General features: G+C 43.6%; 18 protein-coding genes. 2 read left to right on the top strand and 16 right to left on the bottom strand.

All coding sequences use genetic code 11. The annotated features are described in order from the left end of the window. Nucleotides 1–6: 6 nt before the first annotated feature. Nucleotides 7–1,368, bottom strand: a complete 1,362-nt coding sequence (locus tag T357_RS0110355) for an ABC transporter substrate-binding protein (protein WP_031552025.1) — start codon at nucleotides 1,366–1,368, stop codon at nucleotides 7–9. A gap of 489 nt (nucleotides 1,369–1,857) precedes the next feature. Here T357_RS0110355 and T357_RS0110350 point away from each other — a divergent pair, with 489 nt between their 5' ends. Beyond that, on the top strand, nucleotides 1,858–2,799 hold the full coding sequence (locus tag T357_RS0110350) for an AraC family transcriptional regulator (protein WP_031552023.1): 942 nt from the start codon (nucleotides 1,858–1,860) through the stop codon (nucleotides 2,797–2,799). 493 nt (nucleotides 2,800–3,292) lie between these two features. On the opposite strand, the gene T357_RS0110340 is transcribed toward T357_RS0110350, so the two are convergent. Then, the gene (locus T357_RS0110340) at nucleotides 3,293–4,057 is read right to left on the bottom strand and encodes a YesL family protein (RefSeq protein ID WP_031552021.1); all 765 of its coding nucleotides are present in this window, start codon (nucleotides 4,055–4,057) and stop codon (nucleotides 3,293–3,295) included. A 188-nt stretch (nucleotides 4,058–4,245) separates the two neighbouring features. Beyond that, entirely contained in the window at nucleotides 4,246–5,916 is a 1,671-nt protein-coding gene (locus T357_RS0110335; protein WP_081828126.1) for a BCCT family transporter, read from the bottom strand. A 144-nt stretch (nucleotides 5,917–6,060) separates the two neighbouring features. On the opposite strand from T357_RS0110335, the gene T357_RS0110330 reads away from it, so the two are divergent. Beyond that, on the top strand, nucleotides 6,061–6,768 hold the full coding sequence (locus T357_RS0110330; protein WP_031552017.1) for a DUF6553 family protein: 708 nt from the start codon (nucleotides 6,061–6,063) through the stop codon (nucleotides 6,766–6,768). Nucleotides 6,769–6,783: 15 nt separating this feature from the next. On the opposite strand, the gene T357_RS0110325 is transcribed toward T357_RS0110330, so the two are convergent. From T357_RS0110325 to rfbF, 13 genes are all read right to left on the bottom strand, one after another. Continuing rightward, complete coding sequence (locus T357_RS0110325) at nucleotides 6,784–7,812, bottom strand: galactose ABC transporter substrate-binding protein (RefSeq protein ID WP_031552015.1); 1,029 nt, start codon at nucleotides 7,810–7,812, stop codon at nucleotides 6,784–6,786. Nucleotides 7,813–8,024: 212 nt separating this feature from the next. After that, nucleotides 8,025–9,008: a sugar ABC transporter substrate-binding protein gene (locus tag T357_RS0110320; protein WP_031552013.1), complete on the bottom strand. Its 984-nt coding sequence runs from the start codon at nucleotides 9,006–9,008 to the stop codon at nucleotides 8,025–8,027. A 79-nt stretch (nucleotides 9,009–9,087) separates the two neighbouring features. After that, nucleotides 9,088–11,163 (bottom strand): cache domain-containing sensor histidine kinase, encoded by a 2,076-nt coding sequence (locus tag T357_RS0110315; protein ID WP_197027333.1) that lies wholly within the window; start codon nucleotides 11,161–11,163, stop codon nucleotides 9,088–9,090. Then, on the bottom strand, nucleotides 11,156–12,769 hold the full coding sequence (locus tag T357_RS0110310; protein WP_031552007.1) for a response regulator: 1,614 nt from the start codon (nucleotides 12,767–12,769) through the stop codon (nucleotides 11,156–11,158). Before T357_RS0110310 ends, T357_RS0110315 begins: the two co-directional genes overlap by 8 nt. Nucleotides 12,770–12,867: 98 nt before the next feature. After that, nucleotides 12,868–13,251, bottom strand: a complete 384-nt coding sequence (locus T357_RS0110305; protein ID WP_049962377.1) for a hypothetical protein — start codon at nucleotides 13,249–13,251, stop codon at nucleotides 12,868–12,870. A gap of 172 nt (nucleotides 13,252–13,423) precedes the next feature. Beyond that, complete coding sequence (locus T357_RS0110300) at nucleotides 13,424–14,428, bottom strand: ABC transporter permease subunit (RefSeq protein WP_031552003.1); 1,005 nt, start codon at nucleotides 14,426–14,428, stop codon at nucleotides 13,424–13,426. Between the two features lie 29 nt (nucleotides 14,429–14,457). Then, nucleotides 14,458–15,966 (bottom strand): sugar ABC transporter ATP-binding protein, encoded by a 1,509-nt coding sequence (locus tag T357_RS0110295; RefSeq protein ID WP_031552000.1) that lies wholly within the window; start codon nucleotides 15,964–15,966, stop codon nucleotides 14,458–14,460. Nucleotides 15,967–16,154: 188 nt separating this feature from the next. Further along, the gene (locus tag T357_RS0110290; RefSeq protein ID WP_031551997.1) at nucleotides 16,155–17,306 is read right to left on the bottom strand and encodes a galactose ABC transporter substrate-binding protein; all 1,152 of its coding nucleotides are present in this window, start codon (nucleotides 17,304–17,306) and stop codon (nucleotides 16,155–16,157) included. A gap of 111 nt (nucleotides 17,307–17,417) precedes the next feature. Continuing rightward, nucleotides 17,418–18,350: a glycosyltransferase family 2 protein gene (locus T357_RS0110285; RefSeq protein ID WP_031551995.1), complete on the bottom strand. Its 933-nt coding sequence runs from the start codon at nucleotides 18,348–18,350 to the stop codon at nucleotides 17,418–17,420. Further along, nucleotides 18,347–19,228, bottom strand: a complete 882-nt coding sequence (locus T357_RS0110280; protein ID WP_031551992.1) for a LicD family protein — start codon at nucleotides 19,226–19,228, stop codon at nucleotides 18,347–18,349. The genes T357_RS0110285 and T357_RS0110280 overlap by 4 nt, the downstream gene beginning before the upstream one ends. A 2-nt stretch (nucleotides 19,229–19,230) precedes the next feature. Beyond that, complete coding sequence (gene rfbH / locus T357_RS0110275) at nucleotides 19,231–20,568, bottom strand: lipopolysaccharide biosynthesis protein RfbH (protein WP_031551989.1); 1,338 nt, start codon at nucleotides 20,566–20,568, stop codon at nucleotides 19,231–19,233. 149 nt (nucleotides 20,569–20,717) lie between these two features. Then, a complete protein-coding gene (gene rfbG, locus T357_RS0110270) occupies nucleotides 20,718–21,809 on the bottom strand; it encodes a CDP-glucose 4,6-dehydratase (RefSeq protein WP_031551986.1) in 1,092 nt (363 codons plus the stop codon). Nucleotides 21,810–21,816: 7 nt separating this feature from the next. Next, nucleotides 21,817–22,587: a glucose-1-phosphate cytidylyltransferase gene (gene rfbF, locus T357_RS0110265; protein WP_031551983.1), complete on the bottom strand. Its 771-nt coding sequence runs from the start codon at nucleotides 22,585–22,587 to the stop codon at nucleotides 21,817–21,819. Nucleotides 22,588–22,589: the final 2 nt, after the last annotated feature.

Raw genomic sequence — 22,589 nt, 5'->3', positions numbered from 1 at the left:
CGTTCCTTACTTATAGTAATTCTTTACAGCTTTTGCTATCTCGGAAGTAAATCCTTCAGCATCCATGTCTCCACGGGCATATCTGTTAAATACCTTGCCAAGGGCATTGGCTGCGATGCCTTCCTTCATATCCATCCAGTGCCAGTTTGAAGTTTTTCCGGATGCGATATATGAGGATACCACCGGTGCAAACGGATCCGATGCCACATACTTGCAGGATGTGAAAGGACTCACAAATCCGGCATCCTCAACCAGTATCTTCTGTCCGGAATCTCCTGCGCACCACTGGAGGAATGCCTTTGCTTCTTCGGCATTACCCTCTTTCAGAACTGCCCACCAGGAAGGTGGATTCGTAAGTATGGTGTCAACTCCCTTATCAAAAACATATGGAAGCATTCCTACTTTGAAATGTCCTGCCTTTTCATATTCCTGCGCATTATTTCCTGTCATAACGGCTCCGATCCAGGAACCCTGGGTTACAAATGCATATTTTCCGGAGGCAAAATTCTTTACCTGATTATCGTAAGTTCCGCTGACAAGAAGAGCGGGATCGCTGAATTCCTGAAGAAGATTTATAAATTCGGCAAATTTCAGGAATCTGTTTTTATCTATGGCATGATCGTTGTTGATCATATCGATGTAGGTGGTGTCGGATCTGTCGAGACCTGCATCGATATAATTTCCGAATATGTGGTTTCCGGTTGACCAGCTGAGATTCTCATCTTCCGCACAGTAGCCTACCACAGCAGTAAGCCCCAGCTGATCCTTTTTACTGTCAAGGGTTTCAAATGCTTTCCTCATAAGCTCGGGACTCGTCAGGGTTTCCGGGTCTATTCCGGCCTTCGAAAGAAGGTCTGCATTATATATGAGACCTATAGCTTCTGTGGCATAAGGGAATCCAAGGGTTCCGTAGTTCTTGTCAACATACTCCGCTTCTGTATCCTTTACCCAGGCCTGGTCACTGAGATCTTCAAGAAGACCTTCCCAGTTTGCAAAACCGGAAGATTCGCATACAAAAATATCCGGCATCTTGTCAGAAAGATAGTAGGCTTTCAGTGTCGCCTGGACATCAACTCCGGCCTGCGCGGACTCAACTTCCACATTCACGCCTGTTTCCGCTTTATATTTTTGAGCCAGCTCTCTGATCTGAGCATCCACTTCACCTTTACCGTTAAACAGTTTTAAAGATTTCTGCTGGACTGTAGTTGAATCTTCTTCCTTCTCTGAATCATTTTTTTCAGCGATATTGTTAAGCTCTTTCATGTCAACATTAAAAGCTTTTTCCACAACCTCGTCTTTGATACCGCAGGCGGAAAGCATTGATACCGCCGCTAACCCAAATGTAATTCCGAATAAATATCTTTTCATATAGTTTCGCTCCCTGATAAGCTTTAAACCTAAACCCGTATCAAAATTAGGGTCACTTATTATTTATCTCGGAACTTTATTTATTTTTATAAGTTTTAATGGAACTATAATCCACACAGTTTTCCAAAGGGGACGGTTCTCGCCGGTGAAAACCGTCCCCGGTATATAAAACCGCGCGAACATAAAAAAAACCAAAATCGTGATCACGATTTTGGTTTGCAGGATTAGAATTTAGTTCTCAGGATTATGTGAGGCCCGACTTGAGTGAGGGGTAATCGGGTCTCAATCCTGATAGTATAGAGTATAGAATAGTTAGACTCATTGAAGTCCTTTAATAGCATATCCTATTTCACAAATTGAATCAATTATTTTTTTGTTTGAAATATGGTAAAACACTGAATAATTATCCTTTTATAGTTTCTTTTTAGTATTATAAATATGTACTACAAAGCATTATAATGATAATAACTACTTATTTCGAGGTTTAGTATGGCAATTATCGGATATACAATTAACAGAGTTTTTATTGATACCAAGTCAAGAGACCGGAATTTTGAGATGATTGAACCTCATGTACATAACCATTATGAGCTGTTTTATCTCAATAAGGGAAGCTGCAATTTTTTTATAAAATCCCACTTCTATAATCTGGTTCCGGGAAGTGTTCTCCTTATACCGCCCAACACCCCCCACAGCGTGCACTACACCTCGAAGCAGCAATCGGTGCGCACTGTAATATTATTCCGTGAAGAGGATGTAATATTCCCCAACACACAGTTTATATATGATACTCTGGCAGAACGTAAAAATACCTATATTTTACAGATACCGGCCATGTATCAGGTACATGTGGAACACATTTTACAGAATATGGAGGCAGAGCAGCGTTTCAATGATGAAAGAGTGAGCCCTGCCATGCTTTCGTTATGCCTCATCCAGCTTATAATTATCATTAAAAGATTCTCCCAGGATATAGATGCAAGTCTTCTGGATGAACTTCATACCACTAACCGTCAGCTGAGCCTGGCTGCCACTTTCATCAAGAAAAATTTCAATCAAAAGATAAGGCTTAATGATATTGCGAATGCCAGCGGTTTCAGCCCGAATTATCTTTCGAGAAAGTTTAAGGAAGACACCGGTATCGGTGTTCATGAGTATCTTACTTTTGTCCGTCTCAATAAGGCTGCCATCGAGCTTGCCCATACGGACCATACCATTACGGAGGTTGCATTAAATAACGGTTTTAGTGATGCCAACTATTTTAAGGATGCCTTCCACAAGGCTTTCGGTTTATCTCCCAGGGATTACAGAAAGCAGGATGCGAAATCGGCTTTGGATCCTGTTGTGTCATTCTCTGAGATTGCCCCTGTTGTAGCTCCTGCTGCAGCCACTGCCGAGGAAATCACTCCCGGTCCCGCAACTATAAAATAAATATAACGTCATGAAGTATCGCCCGACTGTTCTTTAACTTTATCGGGCCATGAGCTTCATGACGTTTATTTTTTTGCCTTATAAAAGGGAGGAGGGCAGGTGACCAATGGTCCCTGCCCGAGTATTATGAAAAAAATCTTATTAACTATTGATAACCTATTTCGTTATCCTGTCTTTACTATAAAAATCATCAATGAACAAACTATGTTTTTCTTTTGAATAATTTGTAAACAATTGTGAACGGGATATGAACGATGTGATCCGGTCGAGCGGTCGGGCATCCATTTAAAATCGAGGCGCCTTGCCGGAAAAATCTAAAATCTGACCCCTAAGAGGCACTAGGCCCTCGCCAATGTCAGAGTTCTCTTTATGACAACTCTGACTTGGCGAGGGGGCTAAGGAAAAGGGGACCAAGTGCCTCTAAGGGGTCAGATTTTGATTTTTCACGGCTCGGCTTTACGATTTTAAATGGATGCCCGACCGCTCTACTCTACTATTCATCCTTGTTTTTTAAATTCTCCAAATCACGTTCTGTTTCAGAAGAAGAACCTTCTTTCAGGGTGCCGTCGAGGTTCAGGTCCTGGAGGATGGGGCGGACTTCTTTATCTTTTGAAGGGTCGGTTTTGGGCATGTATTTTTCGAATATGTGGTCCAGCATGGTGGAGTTTATCCAGGCGAGAAGGGGGTAGCCCATGAGTACCATGAAGGCGGTTATCCAGGCCATGTAGTAGAGGGCCACGTAGCCGACGGCGATGACGATGACATCGCTTATAAGCATTGACAGTGTGGATCCGAGGTAGCGTATGGACATGTAGGCTGCATTGGTGACGGTGTTTTTTACGGTGTTGTCGAATCTGCTGAGGAGGGGCCATACATAGGTGAATACGAAGATCCAGATGACTATCATGGCTATGGTGAGTCCCTGCAGCAGTATCCTTGCAATTCCTGCTCCCGCAAGTGCGGTTCCGAAGAAGTTAAAATCAAAGACAAGGAGCATGCCCAAAAGAAGCATTGGTATCCATATGATGGTGGCCTGCTTAAAGTTCAATTTGAAGGATTTAAAGAACATTTTAATGTCTCCGTCGTCCTCGTTTCTCACTATCTTTAATGTGCAGTAATATAATGCGGTTGTTGAGGCTCCTATGGTGACGATGGGCAGGGAACATAAGATCCACAGTACATTAAGAAGTATCATATCTCCCAGTCTTCCGACGAAGCGCCAGATGGGATTGTCGTAATTAAAAAAGCCCTGAAGCATATATTTTCTCCTTTATAAACGCATGTTTTTCGCCGTTTATCTCTGACATACAGATGCATATCTGATCGGCTCCTTTATAAGAAATCCACCGGGGACGGTTCTCGCCGGAGAGAACCGTCCCCGGTGGATAACTCCATTAAAAAACTCGTGCTGCGGTGGTCGCAACACGAGCATTCTATCACATATATTTATCTATCACCATAGATATATTCCCAGTTACCGATGATTTCTTCAATTTTCTCATCTGATAAATCGTCGTCATCTTTTGGTGCAAATGCTTTCTCAGCCGGCACTGTCTGTTCAGTGGTTTCCACTGCCTCAACGCATTCTCCCCTCAGTTCCCTGATAAATACTCTGGCATCTTTCATAAATGCTGCGGTTATGAGCACGATCACAAGTCCTATGGGGAATGCTGCGATGATACTTACCGACTGTATATTGGCCATGGAGCTTTCCGAAAATACCAGTGCAACCGGAAGGAGGATAAGCATTACTGACCAGAAGGCTTTGATTATATCCTTAGGTTCTTCGTCTTCTTTGAGATCCTTATAGCTGTACTGTGCGGCCACAAGTGTTATGGAGTCAAAGGATGTTGCATAAAATGCGATCATGGCCACAACCAGAACCACCATTACCAAAGCTGACAGCGGAAGCTGCTTAAGTATTTCTATGATGGTAATGTAAAGGTCACCGGTTGCTTCATATATAGCCACCGAATCAAGCTTTCCAGTTACCTGAAGTCCCAGTCCGTAATTTCCCAGTGCTATGAAGCTTACGAAGGTACTGCCCATTCCGAAAACATATCCACCGAGAATTGTCTGGCGGACTGTACGGCCTCTGGAGATGCTTCCGATAAAGAAGGGGGCCGCAACACACCATACCATCCAGTAAGCCCAGTAGAATATGGTCCAGTTTTCTGCGAAGCCTGTGGTTCTGAGAGGATCAGTGTAGGTTGAAAGACCTATAAAGTTCTGGGCAAGTCTTCCCATTGCTGCGAAGCCGGTTTCGATGATGAATTTGCATTGGCCTCCGAAGAGGAGCACGTAAACCAGCAGGCCATAAAACAGGTAGGTGCAGACATTGGCAAGTATGGAAATGCCAAGCATTCCTTTCATTACCGAGTAAGTGTAGATAATACAAGTCACAACAAGTATGAATATGGTTATGGATCTTTCCGAGATGTTAAGACCTGTAAGTGATTTTATAACCTGACTGAGCAGCGGGGTTGCAACGGAAAAGGTTGTGGCTGTTCCCGCAAGGAGGGCAAATACCGCAAGAAGGTCGATAAGTTTTCCCGGTAATCTGTCTGTATATCTTCCGAGAAGTGGTCTGCAGGCCTCTGAATACTTCTGTCTTTTACGCTTACGAACATGGAGCATAAAGCCAAAGGCTACAGCAAGCACCAGATAGAAGGCCCATGGGATAGGTCCCCAGTGGAAAAGTGTAAAGGTACTTGACCAGTCCATAAGGTCACCCATTTCTTTAGTATGAGGATCCACCCAGTAAAGTATCCACTCACAAAGAGAATAAAAAAGTATATCTGCCGCAAGACCACAGGTGAACATCATTGAGCCCCAGGCAAAAAAGCTGTATTTGGGCTTCTCGTCCTGCTCACCCAATACTATATTTCCGATATCAGAGCAGGCAATGTAGATGGAGATCACCGCAAAGGCAAGTCCTATGAAAAGATAATAAACTCCGAAGCTATCACCAAGGTAGCTCCTGATGCTGTTAATGATGACATTGGACTCCTGAGGCATCACAAAGAAGAACACACACATCAATCCTATAAGAAGAAACGGAACCAAAGTTATAACCCAATCTATTCTGTTTTTGTCAAATGTTGATTTCTTGTTCATTTTTTACTCCTTCCGCTATTTTGTGAACATGATAACATTGACTATCTTTTTCGTCAATAGTTTTATATATCTGTAGTTTTTAAAGTTTTGATGATAGAATTATGAAAAAATCAATTACGGAACAGAGATCGGAATAAAAATCACATGCTTTTAAATCAGATCATTAAAGATAATTTAAACTTAAAAAAAGACTGGGCTAAACAGTATTATGACATAGCCGATATAGATGACCGGGAAAAAGTACTTCGCGAATTGATCTCCCTATCGGATAATTATGAATCCTTTCAGGAATCTGTCGATCCAAAAAATATAGACGGATTTGCTTCTGAGGATGAATACAGGCAATTTTTTTCAGACAATGAAAGAAGGCTTGAAATCCTCCTTAAACGCTACCCTGAAGCTATAAAAAATCAGACTCGTGCAGACAGATTTGCTATGGCCTGGCTGAATCTTCTCGCAGACTCACGTATGGATATCAACTTTCTGAACAGAAACAGAGTAAGAAAGGATGTGACAAGATGCCTCAGGGATCTTCTTGTTATTGATTTTGTTGCAGATGACATTCTATGTCAGGAGTGGGCGCAATTTGCGGAATTTTGGATAAAGTCCTGCACCAGGGATACCACTTATGACTCAACTGCTTTTGGATTACTGCGCTTAAATGACAAGCGTTTAGGCAGCAAAATAGCTTCTGAGATCATAGATGTAACCTTCACCCTTCCGGAAAAGTTTGGTTATACAGAAGAGTGTGCACCACTTCGAAACATTTTCAGACAAACATTTTTAAAAATGATCGATCACGGTGATATCTACTGGTCAGAAGCTGTAAGTGATAAAAATGATTTGTTATAGGAGAAGCCTACACCCTCAATCCTTGAAGCTGTCAACATTTTGTTTTGTGATCTTCCGGTAGGGGAGCCTTATATATTTATCTCCCTGAAGTCCCAGGCCTTCGAGGCTTTCGCCGGAAGCAAGTCTTTTCGAAAGGTTAAAGATGGCATCGGCCTGACCACGGGCATCATTATAGACCGTTGCAGCCATGCTGCCTTCCTTAACAGCCGCCCTTCCGGGTTCCGTTCCGTCTATGCCTATGACATAGGGCCACTTATTCCTGGGAATATCAGAAACATTATATGCATCTATAACTCCGAGGGCCATATCATCATTGTTTGCGAAGACGAACTCTATTTTATCTCCATGGTTTTTTATAAGCTTTTCCATCTGGTTTGAAGCCTGAGCCCGATTCCAGTTGGCAATGGCATATCCCAGCTTATCAAGCTTCACTCCCAGCTCCCGTATCCGGTTTACACAATTCTCTGAGCGGACTATGGCATCCTGATGACCTGCCTCGCCTTCCAGGATAACGTACTGGATCTCGCCGTCATTGTTTCTGTCAACGTTTTCGTTCTTTATAATGTCAACCGCCAGCTCTCCCTGCATGATTCCGGATTCAAATGCATCCGCCCCCACATAATAGAGCTTATTCCACCTCAGCATATCCTCATCCACCAGCTCCCGGTTAAAGAATACTATGGGGATATCGGCATTCCTTGCTGCATCTATGATATTGGAAGGTGCCGTGCGGTCAACAAGATTCACACATATAACATCGCAGCCGTGTTTTATCATTTCCTCAACCTGATCATCCTGTGTGGACTGGCTCTGGGAAGAGTTATATATTTCCAATGTTATCTCCTGCCCGGCTTCGGCCCTTGCCGAAAGGACATCTTCATTCAGATCCTTGAGGATCTCAGCGATAAAGGTATCATACCTGTCATAAACCGTGATACCGATCTTTATTTCATTGTCCGGCTTTTCAGGCACAGCTCCGGATCCGCACCCCGGCAGAGTCAGGAGTACCCCTGCCGTAATAAGCATTAATAATTTTTTCTTCATATGCTTCTTCTTGATCATCGGGATAACAACCTCTCATTTATTATTCAGCATTTTAGAGCCTTAAGCTTACACAAATACACATCTTATAAGCTCCATATTTACAAAGGATCGACAATGGTTTTTAGTCACTCCTGATAAACACTTTTTTTTGTGGTTTTATCTGACACACAGACACCTTACAATCTGGCAGGCTCTGATTCTGGCCTCAGGTTTCAGCGGACTATGGGGAATAATATCTGCTGGTTATCCTCTCCGAACAGATTCTCTTTATTCACAACGCCGAAACTCACTTCTCTGTCCTCAAGGACTGAGGTTCGGTTCTGAAGCTTTAATGCAAGGTCTGACAGGCTTTGATACCCCATGCTGAAATCGTTGGTAAGTATCATGGAGTCGATCAGCCCGGAATCGATATAGTACACAAGCTTTTCGCTGCAGCCCGAGCCGTAGAGCCTTTTGTCACCCGAATCCCCCTTTGTGCAGTAATCTACCGCTTTCTCCATGCTGTTATTATCAAGGCATACGATTATCTCTGCCGGATTTTTTGTATCCGCCTTTTCCAAATCCTCGCTGGTGTAACGGGATTCTGAAACATTCCAGACTATCTCCGGATCAAGATTCTTCGTTGCATCCATAAATCCCCGGAGCCTCTGCTGCATCCCGGACTGTTTCTGATTACCTGAAACTATTCCTATTTTAACTCTTCCCTCTTCTGTCCTGCCCTTTAAATCTATGGCAAGCTCATTACCTATGGCTCTTCCCACGGCATAATTGTCGGGGGCAACGGTTGCATGATTGCCTCTGACATCCACATCCGCGTCAACGTTTGTAACCACAAATTCAACCGGTACCCTGGCACTTATGGAAGAAACCATTTCATGTATTCCCTCACTAAGGCAGAATTCCACTATGACACCGTCAGCTCCCTGAGAGATCCTTGAATTGATCATAGATGCTTCTTCCTGGATATTGTCTATATAATCTGTATACACATAGTCAAGCTCGATGCCGTTATCCTTTGCAGCCTGTTCAAGACCTGCCTTAAAAGGTACCCATCTTCCTTCGGAGGAGTTGCTGACTATCACGGAAATCTTATAGTTCTCCGAGTTTATGCCCTTTGTGAGCATGACAAGGCAGAACATAATAACTATAAGGGTCGCCACCACCACAGGCAGCAGAAATTCTTTATCTTCGTTCATTATTTCTAACCATTACCTGTTTAAAGATAGAATCCTTACGGATTCTTTTGAACCGCCCGAAGCCGCATGGCTCCCGGGATTAAAAATCATGGGCAGATTTATTTCTCAGGGATTTATAATGTCCGCTTTCCAGCAGCTTCTGATTTTCCTCATTAAACAGTACCGCCGGAAGGTGTATGGTAATGCAGGTTCCCTCGTCGGGTTCCGATTCCACCTTTAAACCATACTGCTCACCGAATCTGAGCTTGATTCTCTTATGAACATTAACAAGTCCTACCCCGGATCCGTGCTTTGGAGCACGTTTTACCCCTTCCTGATCGTTTAGGAGATTTTCCAGAACCTCCGGAGGCATACCAAATCCATTATCTCTCACCTCAATGTAAATATCTCCCATGGAAATGTCATTCTCCATTCCGGTTTCACCAACCCTGCCGGAATTTCGCAAATTTGTTTCATCCGGTTTTTTCGATATATCATCGATCCCCTTCGATATGACCATGTCATCACCATAAGGCTCAAATTTTGCAATGATTTTTATCTCTCCCTCATCATCAGGATCCATATCACCAACTCCGTAATATATGGCATTTTCCAGGATGGGCTGAATGATAAGCTTTATGGTTGCAAATTTTTTCACCTCCTCCTGAACGTCGAAGGTCACCTTGAAATTATTCTTATACCTTACCTTCTGAATATTCATATAGTTCTCTGCGTGGCGTATCTCCTGCTCCACAGGAATGATATTTTTTCCCCTGCTGAGACTTATTCTGAAGAGGCTGGCAAGCTGTGTCACCATGAACACTGCATCTTTATTTTTCTCACCCTCTATCATCCATACAATGGAATCCAGGGTATTGTAAAGAAAGTGTGGATTTATCTGAGACTGGAGGGCGTCCATCTCAGTCTTTCGCTTTTCCTCCTGCTCTATAACGATATCATCCATAAGCTGATTGATACGTCCCAGGGAATGTCTCAGAGTCTTTCCCAGATGCTCAACCTCCCGGGTTCCCCCAACATAAATATCTTCAGGATAAATATCTCCGTTTTCCATATTTCTTATGGATCTGTTCAGAAGATTAAGAGGTCTTGAGATGAGGCTTGAGATCATTTTGTTTATGAAGATCATGATGAGAAGTCCGCAGGCGATAAGGAGTATGACAAGAAGTCGCATATTGCTGATGTCAAGCTGGTATGCCTCTTCCGGAAGCACGGCTACCATTTTCCAGCCGGTATAGGAAATGCTGTCAACTATAACCTGTCTTTTTTCGCCCCCGAAGATCTCATCATGTATACCATCCGCATAATGAGCATTGTTAATGTTGTTTTCCCTGATGATTTCATAGTTTATCTGCATCTGCTTCGGATGATATATGATATTTCCGCTTGAATCCGTAAGATAGATATACTGACCGGTACTGTCAGTATTGATGCGTTCCATCATCTGCTTAATGGTGGAGTAGTTCATATCTACCAGCAGTACTCCGAGAGACGGACTTCCGTTTTCGGTTAGCTCCACCACACGACTAAGAGATATGACCCAGCTGTACTTGTAAGCAGGATCCAGAAACAGATTTTCCACATGAGGAGTTGAAAAATGAAGGTTCTCCATTTTATCAAAGGCCGAGGTGAACCACTTCTGGGTTGTTACCTGAAGATCGGTCTTTAGGCTTGAGATGGGGGATGCCGAAACCAGGGTGCCATCCTGCATAAACAGGGAAAGACTCACCAGATTATCCTTGTGAGCCTCATATATGATATTCATCTCATTATCAACCGAATCTCTTTCAAAATCAGCATTTTTGATGACATCATAGTACATGGCATCAGAGATACGCCGCATACTCACAAGATAGTCCTCAAGGTTTACAACCGACTGCTCCATGAGCTGCTGCGTGGCTTCTATGGTACCGCTTCTCATACGGCGGGCAAAAAGGGTGTACAGCATTAACCCGAGGATCAAAAGAAGGGTAAAGGATACCACCGTAAAAGCCATAAGAATGGTACTCTGTATGGTGTGGGGCATATATTTCCTGATTCTTTCATTAACCTCGGAAACCCTTTTGTTCAAAAGCTCCTCCCCGGACTCTCTTGCCTCAACAATCTTTTCTACCCCTGAAGCCTTATTCAATTCCTTTTTGTTTTCCTGATCATCCATTTTGCTGAGATTTATATCTTGATGGCGAAACGCCAAACTTCTTTTTGAATGCATAACTGAAATAGTTCGGGTCACTGTAACCCACAGCCTCAGCTATAACATAGGTTTTCTCATTCTCATCCAAAAGCATACGCACAGCCATTTCCATACGCATGTCAGTAAGATAGTTTATAAAGGTTTTTCCGGTCTCTTTTTTAAATACCGTAGAAAAATACGCAGAGCTGATGCCAAGGTAGGAACACATGCTCTCTACAGTAAGGTCCTTATTGCTGTAATTTTCCCTGACATAATCAATGGCCTTTGACACGAAACCCTTTGTTGTATCCTGACGGCTTGTGCGAAGGATCTCTCTTATTTCATGCGTAACAGACTTAAGCCATTTTGTAAGCTCCTGCTTATCCATGTGCTGTACCTTGTCATAAGGATCCTCATCCTTTTCGAAGATCTCTGTTGTATCGATATGATTGGACTTTATAAAGCGATATAGTTCAGACACCATATCCATAACAAAGAATCTGTAATCCTGTATGGAAGGATTTACCGGCATTTCTTCCGAAATGTACCTTTCCACTTCCATATCAAGACTATCCCCTGAATCCATTTTTATCGCCTTAAACACAGCATAAAGCTTCTGATCCACAGGCTCAGCCTTCAGGTTATCCGGGGTCTTGTTTCTTTCGGGAGCTATCTCGGAAATGTTTATGGCCTGGCCTCTTCCATAGATGACTCTGTAGGAGATGGCCTCCCTGGCTCCTTCATAAGCCTTCGGCAAAGACATTATACTTGAAACAGGCTTTCCTATTCCGGCGGTTATGGTGGCATTGGACACACGCTTACTGAGTCTGCAGAGAACCTGACAGGCGTCAGTAAGCTGGGTAACATCACTTTCAGTTTCCATCTGAACTATGATGATAATGTTTCCGAGGTAGGAGAAATACTTTGCCTTCCACCTTTCCTCCATCTGTTCTTCCCAAAGCTTCCTTACGGACATGGTGATGAGTACAGGGTTGATACCTTCCGGCGCAAGGGAAATGCTGTTATGAAGTATCACAACATCAAAAAAGGATCCCTCCAGGCTTACCTGATAATCCATCATGTCTCTTTTGAGGTAGCTCTCTGATACACGCCCTTCTATAAGGGAGGTATAAAAATTCTCCTGTAATATGGGAAGACTTTCCTGATAGTAGGTTTTAAGCATGTTTATGTTCTGCTTTTCATCAAACTCCTTATCAAGGGCGGACTTTATCCGCTTAAAGACTTCACTTAGCTCTGTTGCATCGATGGGCTTAAGTATGTACTCTTCAGCTTCAAGCCTTATGGCTTCCTTGGCATATTCAAATTCATCAAATCCCGAAAAGATGATGATCTTTATGGTTGGATACTGCTGCTTAAGTCTTTTGGCAAGCTCCAATCCGTCCATATAAGGCATCTTTATGTCTGTCATGACCACATCCGGCTGTTCCTCTTCCGCCATCTCCAGGGCTTCAAGACCGTTATGGGCATATCCCTGTACCGAAAAGCCCAGAGCTTCCCAATCTATCTTATGGATTATGACATTGATAACATCCTCTTCGTCATCTACCAGCATTACCGAATAATTCTTCAAATTCACTGCTCCTTATAGCTACGTCTAAAGTTGTTTCTTTTATTCATGAAATCCTGTTTGTCTAAGCTTCTTATTTTGGATTCTTTATTTTGGAATCTTTATTTTGGATTCTTTTCTCCGTACTTCTCTTCAATCTTCTTGAATCTGAAAAACATCAGGGAAACGGCAAGTATCATAAAAAGTAAAGCCATGAACCCATCATACATGGAGACTATCTCCATAAAAATAAGGCAGGCAGCGAATCCAAGTGCAAGGATTCCCGCTTCCCTTGCATAGGGCTCAACATTTTCTTCCTTAAGCTTCTTCCACTCTTTTGGTCTTACGGAATCTACATCCTTAAAAACCAAAAGCTTCACAGCATAGTAAATCGTCATTACCGCGAGCACTACCTGTATGCCATGCTGGGCAAAAAACACGGTGACGGGACTCTGGGTTTCTGCCAGAAGCACCATGCCTGAAAACGCAATATTTGAAAATCCCATTATTTTCTCCTTTAGTCCTATTATATCGAGGGGAGGAGTTTTCTACGCCTAGTGACCATTTGGCTGCTTATTCGGAATTTAGTCTCTTCCCTTTGGAATCTCTTCAATAAACAAAAGAGGTCTGTGGAAAAACCACAGACCCCATTATAATCGATTGAATTATTTCGCTCAATTACTTCTTCTGAACGTACTTTCTGATATCGAGAGAAATAGCTACGAAGATAACGATACCGATGGCGATGTACTGAGAGTTTGCATCTACTCCGAGGAACTGGAGGGCAACCTTCAAAAGCTCAAGTACGGCAACACCGATGATGGCGGATGAAACCTTACCACGTCCACCGGTTACGGATACACCGCCAAGTGCACAGGCTGCGATACCTTCCATCTCATATGAAAGACCGGTATTGATAGAAGCACCGCCGGCCTTTGCTCCGAGCATGAAACCTGCCATTGCGAAGAATGCTGATGCCTTGGCATAGATAAGAATCATTGTAAGCTTTACAGGAACACCGGCAACCTCTGCTGCCTGCTTGTTTCCGCCGATTGCATACATGTACTTTCCGTGACGGGTCATGTTGTAAATGAACCAGGTGATTCCGGCCATTGCAAGTGCCATCCAAACCAGCCAGTTGATACCAAGGAGACCGGGCTTAGCGAAGTTTGTATATCCTTCGATATATCCGCCGAGAGGTGTAGCTCCTGTATAGATAAGACCAAGACCATAGATGATCTCCATCATTGCAAGTGTTGAAATGAATGGAGGAACATGAAGGAATGCTATAAACCATCCGGTTACGGCACCAAAGCATCCGCAGATGATCATTACAAGGATAAGAACCACAAACGGGTTAAGCGGTGTGATGCTTGCCATGAAGCCTTCCTTGAAGAAACGTCCGCCGTACTCTACCTTCTGTAAAAGTGTACCTGCGATACAGGCACCAAATCCAACCATACGTCCACCGGAGAGATCGCATCCGCCGGTGATAACTGCACCTGAGATACCGAGAGCGATAACCAGTCTGTATGACATATTGGCAAGAAGGTTCATGAAGTTATTTTTTGTCAGGAAGTTATTGGTTGTAAGTCCTGTATAAATAACGAGGATGAACATTACGATGATAACACCGTTATTGATAAGAAAATCTACGATTTTCTGTTTCTGTGTCTTTTGCATTTTTCTTTCCCCTTTAAATCTTTAATCGATCAGAACTGTGTTGCATATCTCATGACATTTTCCTGTGTCATTTCTTCTCTCTGATCTATCTCTCCTGTGATTTTTCCATTACACATAACATAAACCCGATCCGCCATACCAAGAAGCTCAGGCATCTCGGAGGAGATCATGATGATGGCCTTACCCTGCTTTGCAAGATTCTCCATGATTTCATAAATCTCATGCTTTGCTCCGATATCGATACCTCTTGTAGGCTCATCCATGATAAGGATGTCAGGATCGTTGGCAAGCCATCTTGAAACGATAACCTTCTGCTGGTTTCCACCTGAAAGGTTAGCGATGTGCTGGTTCATGCTTGGTGTTTTTATAGAAAGCTGTGTGATGCTATCATCAACTATCTTGTTAATTGTCGGATGATCAAGAATGAAACCACTCTTTAAGTGCTTGTTGTAGATTGAGATGCCTACGTTATCTTTGATTGAAAGACATCCGAAGATACCGTTTCCACGACGATCTTCCGTGATCATTCCAAGCTTTGCATCCATGGCGTCCTTTGACTTTGTAATCTTAACTTCTTTTCCATGGATCTTTATGGTTCCTTCTGCCAAATGTCTGATTCCGAAGAGACCTTCCATAAGCTCTGTTCTCTGAGCTCCTACAAGTCCTCCGAATCCAAGGATTTCTCCCTTACGTATATTGAAGGAGCAATCTTTGAAAGACTTTTCATGTATGGAGGTTAAGTGGTCTGCCTCAAGGATAACCTCACCTATCTCATGATCATGCTCAGGATAAATCTGGGTAAGCTCACGTCCTACCATCTTTGAAATGATATCTTCTGTTGAAAGTTCTGCAGCAGGCCATGTACCTACGTAGGTTCCGTCTCTCATTACCTGGATATCATCCGCTATCCTCTTGATTTCATCCATCTTATGGGAGATATAGATCATGGCAACGCCTCTTTCACGAAGCTGGTTCATGATCTTGAAGAGGAAGTCTACCTCATTATCGGAAAGTGAAGATGTTGGCTCATCGAAAATGATAACCTTGGCTTCATGGGAAACCGCCTTTGCGATCTCAACCAGCTGCATCTGTCCGATGGACAGGGTGCTTAAAAGAGCCCTCGGATTATATTCAAGACCAAGTTCCTTCAACCACTTTTCTGTCTCGTCGTACATGGTCTTATGGTCTATCATCTTGATGGGACCATACTCTTTTAACGGGAAACGTCCCAGATACATGTTTTCACCGATGCTTCTGGCCGGGATGGGCTGAAGCTCCTGATGCACCATGGCTATACCATGCTTTGCGGCCTCATCAGGGTTATCGATAACTACTTTCTTTCCATCCAGATATATCTCGCCTTCGTCCATATGGTAAATTCCGAAAAGACACTTCATAAGTGTGGACTTTCCGGCACCGTTTTCACCCATGAGAGCGAGAACCGAACCCGGACGAACAGCAAGATTGACTTTATCCAGCGCTTTTACACCCGGAAATGACTTAGATACTCCTCTAAGTTCCAGCTTATACTCCGCCATTTTGTCCTCCAGTAAATTTTCTTTATCGTGCAGGATGGGGAATCTTTTCCCATTCGCTGCCCAGGTGCATCGGTCAAAACAAAACCTTAATTATACACCTAATCTGATGTTAAAGAAAGAGTACAGGTGCGATGTCGCACCCGCACTCTTTTGATGTTTCTGATTTAATTTGTCTGATTCCTTATGAATTAGCCAAGAGATGCAAGGATGTCATCTACATTAGCGGTTGTAACCTTAACGTAATCGCATCCGATGTAGTGCTCATTGCCCTCACCTGTGAGATACTTAACAGCTGCATCTGCTGCTGAGTGAGACTGTGAGATGTGATCGTTAAATACTGTACCTGTCTGCTTTCCGGACTTAACGTTGTCGCAAGCCTCCTGAAGAGCATCTACACCAAGAAGATATACATCTGTTCCGACTGTCTCGCCTGCTGCCTCGATAGCCTGAAGAGCACCAAGAGCCATAGCATCGTTGTTACAGAATACAACTTCGATATCCTTGCCATGCTGTGCAAGAGAGTTAGCTACAAGTGACTGTGCCTGAGCCTGATCCCAGTTACCTACCTGATCATCGAGACACTCAACCTCAACGCCTGCATCTGTAAGAGCCTTAACTGAGAACTCTGTTCTGTACTGAGCATCAACGTTCTCAGGGTCACCCTCGATCATGATGTAAGAAACCTTGCCGTCGCCGTTGATATCGCCCTTGTTCTCAAGGTCTAATACGATCTCACCCTGCATTGTACCTGACTGACGTGCATCACATCCAACGTATGTTACGTTCATGTTATCTGCCTTCCATCTCTCCTCTTCCTGAGCATCCGGCTCACGGTTGATGTAAACGAGAGGAATGTTAGCCTCAGTTACCATATCTGTGATTGTAGCTGCTGATGAAGAGTTAACAGGGTTGATGATGAGAACGTCTACACCTGATGTGATGAAGTTCTGGATCTGGTTTGTCTGAGTAGCCTGGTCATTAGCACCATCTACGATAGAGATATTCTCAGCCTTGAATCCGAGTGACTCGAGATATGACTGTAATTCGTTTCTGAAAAGTGTCATGAAGTTATCAGAGAACTGATAGATACATACGCCAACCTTCTTATCTGAAAGATCAACATCACCGGTTGCTGCAGCTGCCTCTGTTGCAGCTGCGGCTGCTTCTGTAGCTGCTGTTGTCTCTGCAGGAGCTGCTGCCTCTGTTGCTGCTGCCTCTGTTGCGGCTGCCTCTGTTGCTGCAGGAGCTGCTGTTGTAGCAGTTGTGTTAGATGATCCACAACCTGTAAGCATTGATACTGCCATTGCTGATACTGTAAGTAAGCTAAGTGCTTTCTTCATAATAATCCAATCCTCCTAGATTTTGTTTTGTTTTGCGGTGTCCCCGCGTTTCGTTGTATAAATAATAACAAAGGCAATCTCACGAAAGAATAGATTATTCTTCTTTTAATCTTAGAAATTCTTCTTATCTTCGATAATGTATAAAGGTCTGTCTTTAAGCTCCTCAAAAAGCACTGCAATATACTCTCCGATGATACCGATAACTATAAAAAGAACCGCAAACATAAAGCATAAAAGCACAACTATAGTGGCATATCCCGAGGGTGCCCCGTCATGGGTGCACAGTGTATAGATAAGAAGTATAAACCCCAGGAATCCGCTGCTTAAGCCTGCGAAGATGCCGAGTTTAAGCGGAACATTGGAAAAGCACATGATGGTATTCATGGCAAAGGTAAAGAGTTTTTTTATGGAATAATGACTCTTTCCGGCAATTCTCGGAGCTGCCTTATACTCTATTGTGGTTTTTCTGAATCCAACATTCTGTACATAGCCCCGAAGGAATCTTACCTTCTCGCGGTAGTTTTTCATAAGTACCTTCTGGACTGTACTTGTGATGGCAAAGAAATCCGAAGCATTTGGTTCAAGATAGATATCGGAAAGCCTGTTGATGAGCCAATAGAATCCCCCGGAGGTTATCTTTTTGATAATTCCTGCAGTTTCATTGCTGGTTCTTACCATTGATATAACCTGGTATCCCTCATCAAAAGCCTCTGTAATGGGCAAAAGATACTCAGGCGGATGCTGAAGATCCGCATCCATAAACACCAGTCCGTCTCCTGATGCATAGTCAAGACCTGCTATCATCGCTGCTTCATGACCGAAATTTCTGGAAAAGCTTATGAGCTTAATGTGCTCTTTGTCAGTATCAGCCAGTTCCGAAAGAATCTCGCCTGTTCTGTCCATTGAGCCGTCATTCACAAATATAAACTCGTAGTTCCATCCTTTTTCACGAAGCTTCTCACCATATTCCTTTGTGACTCTGTAAAATTCATTTACTCCTGCCTCTTCATTGTAGGCGGAAACGACGATGCTAAGCAGTTTCATTGTATCTCCAACTCTCTTCCGCTGTGGGAGGGCTGACGCTTCTCAAGCGGCGGAAGCTTCATATAATCTCCATAAAGCATTTTGAGAACCTTGTCCCACTCCCTGGGACCTGTGAATCTTTCACCTTCAAACTCAAAGGATATCGGTTCTTCCCAGCTGTCATCAACCACACAGTACTGAAAATCAGGCTGGTAGTTTGAGAAAAAGGATTTTCCGGCGGAAACATTATTATCTGTTTTATAAAGTTCAGTGTACTTTTTTGCGCTGTTATCCTGCCACTTAAAGATGGTCTTCATGGGAATGAGTCTCCCAAGTCCTACAAGTACCGAAACCTCCAGCTTCTGGAGGCCTTTGTATTTGGACCAGTCCAGCTTTCTCCTGTGGGCCATACCCATACCGAAAAAAATCTGCTGCTTTAAACGCATAAGCCTGGAAGAAAGCTTTCCCTTAGGCAGTCTGTCTATAATGAAAAGATCCACCCACAGGTGATTAAGCTTTCCTTCGTAGAACTCCATATCCGCGTCATCCTCTGAGTGCCTGCGGGAATTCTTATATATAACTCTCGGAACAAAGTCGTAAAAGGCTTCTCCATCCCGATAGTCATCCGGCATTACCAGCTCCATATTTCCCGGAAGCTCAAGATTTGCTATCACCTTAAACTTTTCAAACTCTTCCCGTCTGAAGCAGAGATCCACATCATCATCCCAGGGAATGAAACCACGGTGTCTCACGGCTCCGAGAAGAGTACCGGAATCAATAAGATATGTAATGTTATGTCTTATGCAGATTTCTCTTACGGCTTTTAGTATTTCAAGATTGGCCTTATGGATTTTTTCGAGGTCAAATTCAAAGTCAGTATTATTAGTCGTTTTTTCCATTTTTATCTTAATGCCTCAAGCAATGTCTTTGCCATGTAGCTGAGCTTCTCGTCTGTCATGCCGGGATAAAGGCCTACCCAGAAGGTATCCTTCATGATCCGGTCTGTTATTTCAAGGTTTCCCACAACACGGAATCCTTCTCCGGTTTTTCTCATTTCATCAAAGCATGGATGTTTTATGAGATTTCCCGCAAAAAGCATTCTGGTCTGAACCCCGTGGTCCTCCACGTATCTTACAACCTGCTCTCTTTCAACACCTTCCTTACAGGTCATAAGGAAACCGAACCAGCTTGGATCCGAATCCGGCTCTGCCTCAGGAAGAATGAGCTTTTCTTCAGCTCCTCCCTTTATGAGAAGGTCCTTAAGATAAGTAAAATTATGTTTTCTCTTCTCAACAAATCCCGGGAACTTTTCAAGCTGCGCAACTCCCACGGCAGCCTGCATATCTGTTGCCTTCAGGTTATATCCGAAATGAGAATATACATACTTATGGTCATAGCCTTTAGGAAGCTCGCCGTACTGCCCGTCGAAACGATGGCCGCAGGTATTGTCCTTTCCCGGTGCACACCAGCAGTCTCTTCCCCAGTCTCTGATACTTCTCATGATACGATGAAGCAGAGGGTTGTTGGTATAGCAGGCACCGCCCTCTCCCATGGTCATATGATGAGGAGGGTAGAAGCTGGAGGTTCCTATATCGCCGATGGTACCTGTAAGCTTTGTTTCACCGTCAATTGTGTAGGTGGAGCCCAGGGCATCGCAGTTATCCTCCACAAGCCAGAGACCGTGTTTATCGCAAAATTCCTTTACGGCCTTAAGATTGAAAGGATTACCTAAAGTGTGGGCGATCATAACCGCCTTTGTTTTATCACTTAAAGCTTCCTCAAGCTTTGTCACATCTATGTCACAGGTGGGTAATGTCACGTCCACAAAAACAGGCACTGCACCGTACTGGATTATAGGCGTTACGGTTGTGGGGAATCCCGCCGCAACTGTGATAACCTCATCTCCGCGTCTCACCTGTCTCTCCTTAAGAAGAGGACTTGTTAATGTACTGAAGGCAAGAAGATTGGCGCTGGAACCGGAGTTCACGAGACTCACATACTTAACGCCCAGGTACTTTCCGAAATCATGCTCAAACTTATCCGTGAATCTTCCCGCTGTGAGCCAGAACGCTAAAGCACTGTCCACAAGATTCACCATTTCTTTATCGTCATAAACCCGGCTTGCGTAAGGTATACGGTCTCCCTCTTCATAGGGCTTTGCCGGTACTTTATATTTTTTTGCATATTCGGAAACAAGATCAAGTATCTCCTGTCTTGCCTGCTGCTCTGTTTTTTCCATAGTAATTCTCTTTCTAAATGATACATTTGCCTGATTCAGGCTTTATATTCGTGTAGCTCATTTCCGGCTTTTCTCTTTTCATACAATCATAGATAATGCAATATCATATGGCACATTCTCTGAAATCATAAGTCATGTTAATAATTTTATTAATCCGCCAGAAAATCCTTTATTTGCTCTTCAGTATATTTAAGCATGTCCTCTTTGTCATTCCATGCCCGGTACCACTTAACGGTTTCCCGGACAGCTTCATCCACATGCCAGACAGGTGTCCATCCCAGGGCCTTCTTGATCTTCCCGGTATCAAGCATCAGGAATGATGCTTCATGGGGAGCGTCAGCCTCTGCTTCCGTATGCCACTTTGCGCCCTCACCCCAGGAGGCCACAAATTTATCCGCCAGATCTCCGGTTGTGATGGCATCCGACTCATCGGGACCGACATTATAACAATCGGAAACCTCCGGATCCTCAGCCTGTCTCATGGCGATAAGAAGATATACATAAAGGGGCTCCAAAACATGCTGATAAGGTCTCGTACTGTAAGGGTTTCTCACATGAATGCTTTTTCCCGAAACTGTATCCCTTACGCAGTCAGGGATTATACGGTCTCTGGCAAAATCACCTCCGCCGATAACATTACCGGCACGGGCTGTGGAAATCGGGGTAACCGAATCCTCACCACTGAAAAATGACTTTGTATAGCTGTGGGTCACAAGCTCGGAACAGGACTTTGAGTTACTGTAGGGATCATAACCATCAAGCTTTTCTTCTTCCTTAAAAGGATGGTCCATGAGGTCGCTGTTTTCATAAACCTTATCGGTGGTAACATTCAGGAATGTCTTTACCCTGTCGTCCCCAAATTCACGGCTTTTTCTCACACACTCAAGGATATTGACGGTGCCCATAACATTTATCTCATAGGTTTCTCTCGGTATCTCATAGGAAGTTCTCACTATGGGCTGGGCCGCAAGGTGAAGAACCACTTGAGGTTTCACCTTTTCAAAAAAGGAGCTTAAATGCTGAAAATCCCTGATATCTCCGATCTCTGATGTCATCTCCTTTTCGAGACCGAGTATACTGAAAAGGGAGGGCTCAGTAGGAGGTTCCAATGCATAGCCATAGACCTCTGCACCAAGCATCCTTAGCATCAGGGACAGCCAGCTGCCTTTGAAACCGGTATGACCTGTAACCAGCACTCTTTTTCCGTTGTAGTAATTCTTTAGTTCTGTGAATTTTGACATTTATTTATCACCATCTCTTCCATGGAGCCCTATTCTCTTCCCAAAGAGTCTCAAGGAGCTTCTTTTCTCTCTGTGTATCCATACACTGCCAGAAACCCGGGTGATAGAAACTCATAAGCTCACCATCTGCCGCAAGCTTATGCATTGGCTCCCGTTCAAGGACGCATTTGTCACCGGTCAGATAATCAAAGACCTTTGGATCAAATACCATAAAGCCTCCGTTAATGATGGCGCCGTCCTCATTCTGCTTTTCCCTGAAGGATCTGATCTTGTTGTTGTCATCGATATCAAGAACGCCCTTCTGCTGGGCGAGAGATACTGTAGTAATGGTTGCGATCTTTCCATGGCTTCTGTGGAACTTTTCAAGAGCGCTAATGTCTACATCGGACACTCCGTCACCATAGGTCAGCATGAAAGGCTCATCCCCCACATACTTCTGTACTCTCTTGATACGTCCTCCGGTCATGGTATTGAGTCCGGTATCAACTATAGTCACCTTCCAGGGCTCATTCATATTGTTATGTACTTCCATACTGTTATTGCTGAGATCAAAGGTGACATCTGAATTATGAAGGAAGTAATTCGCAAAAAACTCCTTTATAACATACTGCTTATAGCCCGCCAGTATGATGAAATCATTGTAGCCGTAGCTTGAATAGTATTTCATGATGTGCCAGAGTATGGGCATCTCGCCGATCTCTATCATGGGCTTTGGCTTTAAATGTGATTCCTCTGAAATACGTGTTCCGAATCCACCTGCTAAGATTAATACTTTCATTT

Origin of the sequence: Oribacterium sp. FC2011, assembly GCF_000701645.1 — a bacterium.
Lineage (GTDB): Bacteria > Bacillota > Clostridia > Lachnospirales > Lachnospiraceae > Oribacterium.
The sequence above is the reverse complement of the archived record's forward strand: the minus strand, read 5'-3'. Positions and strand labels throughout refer to the sequence as shown.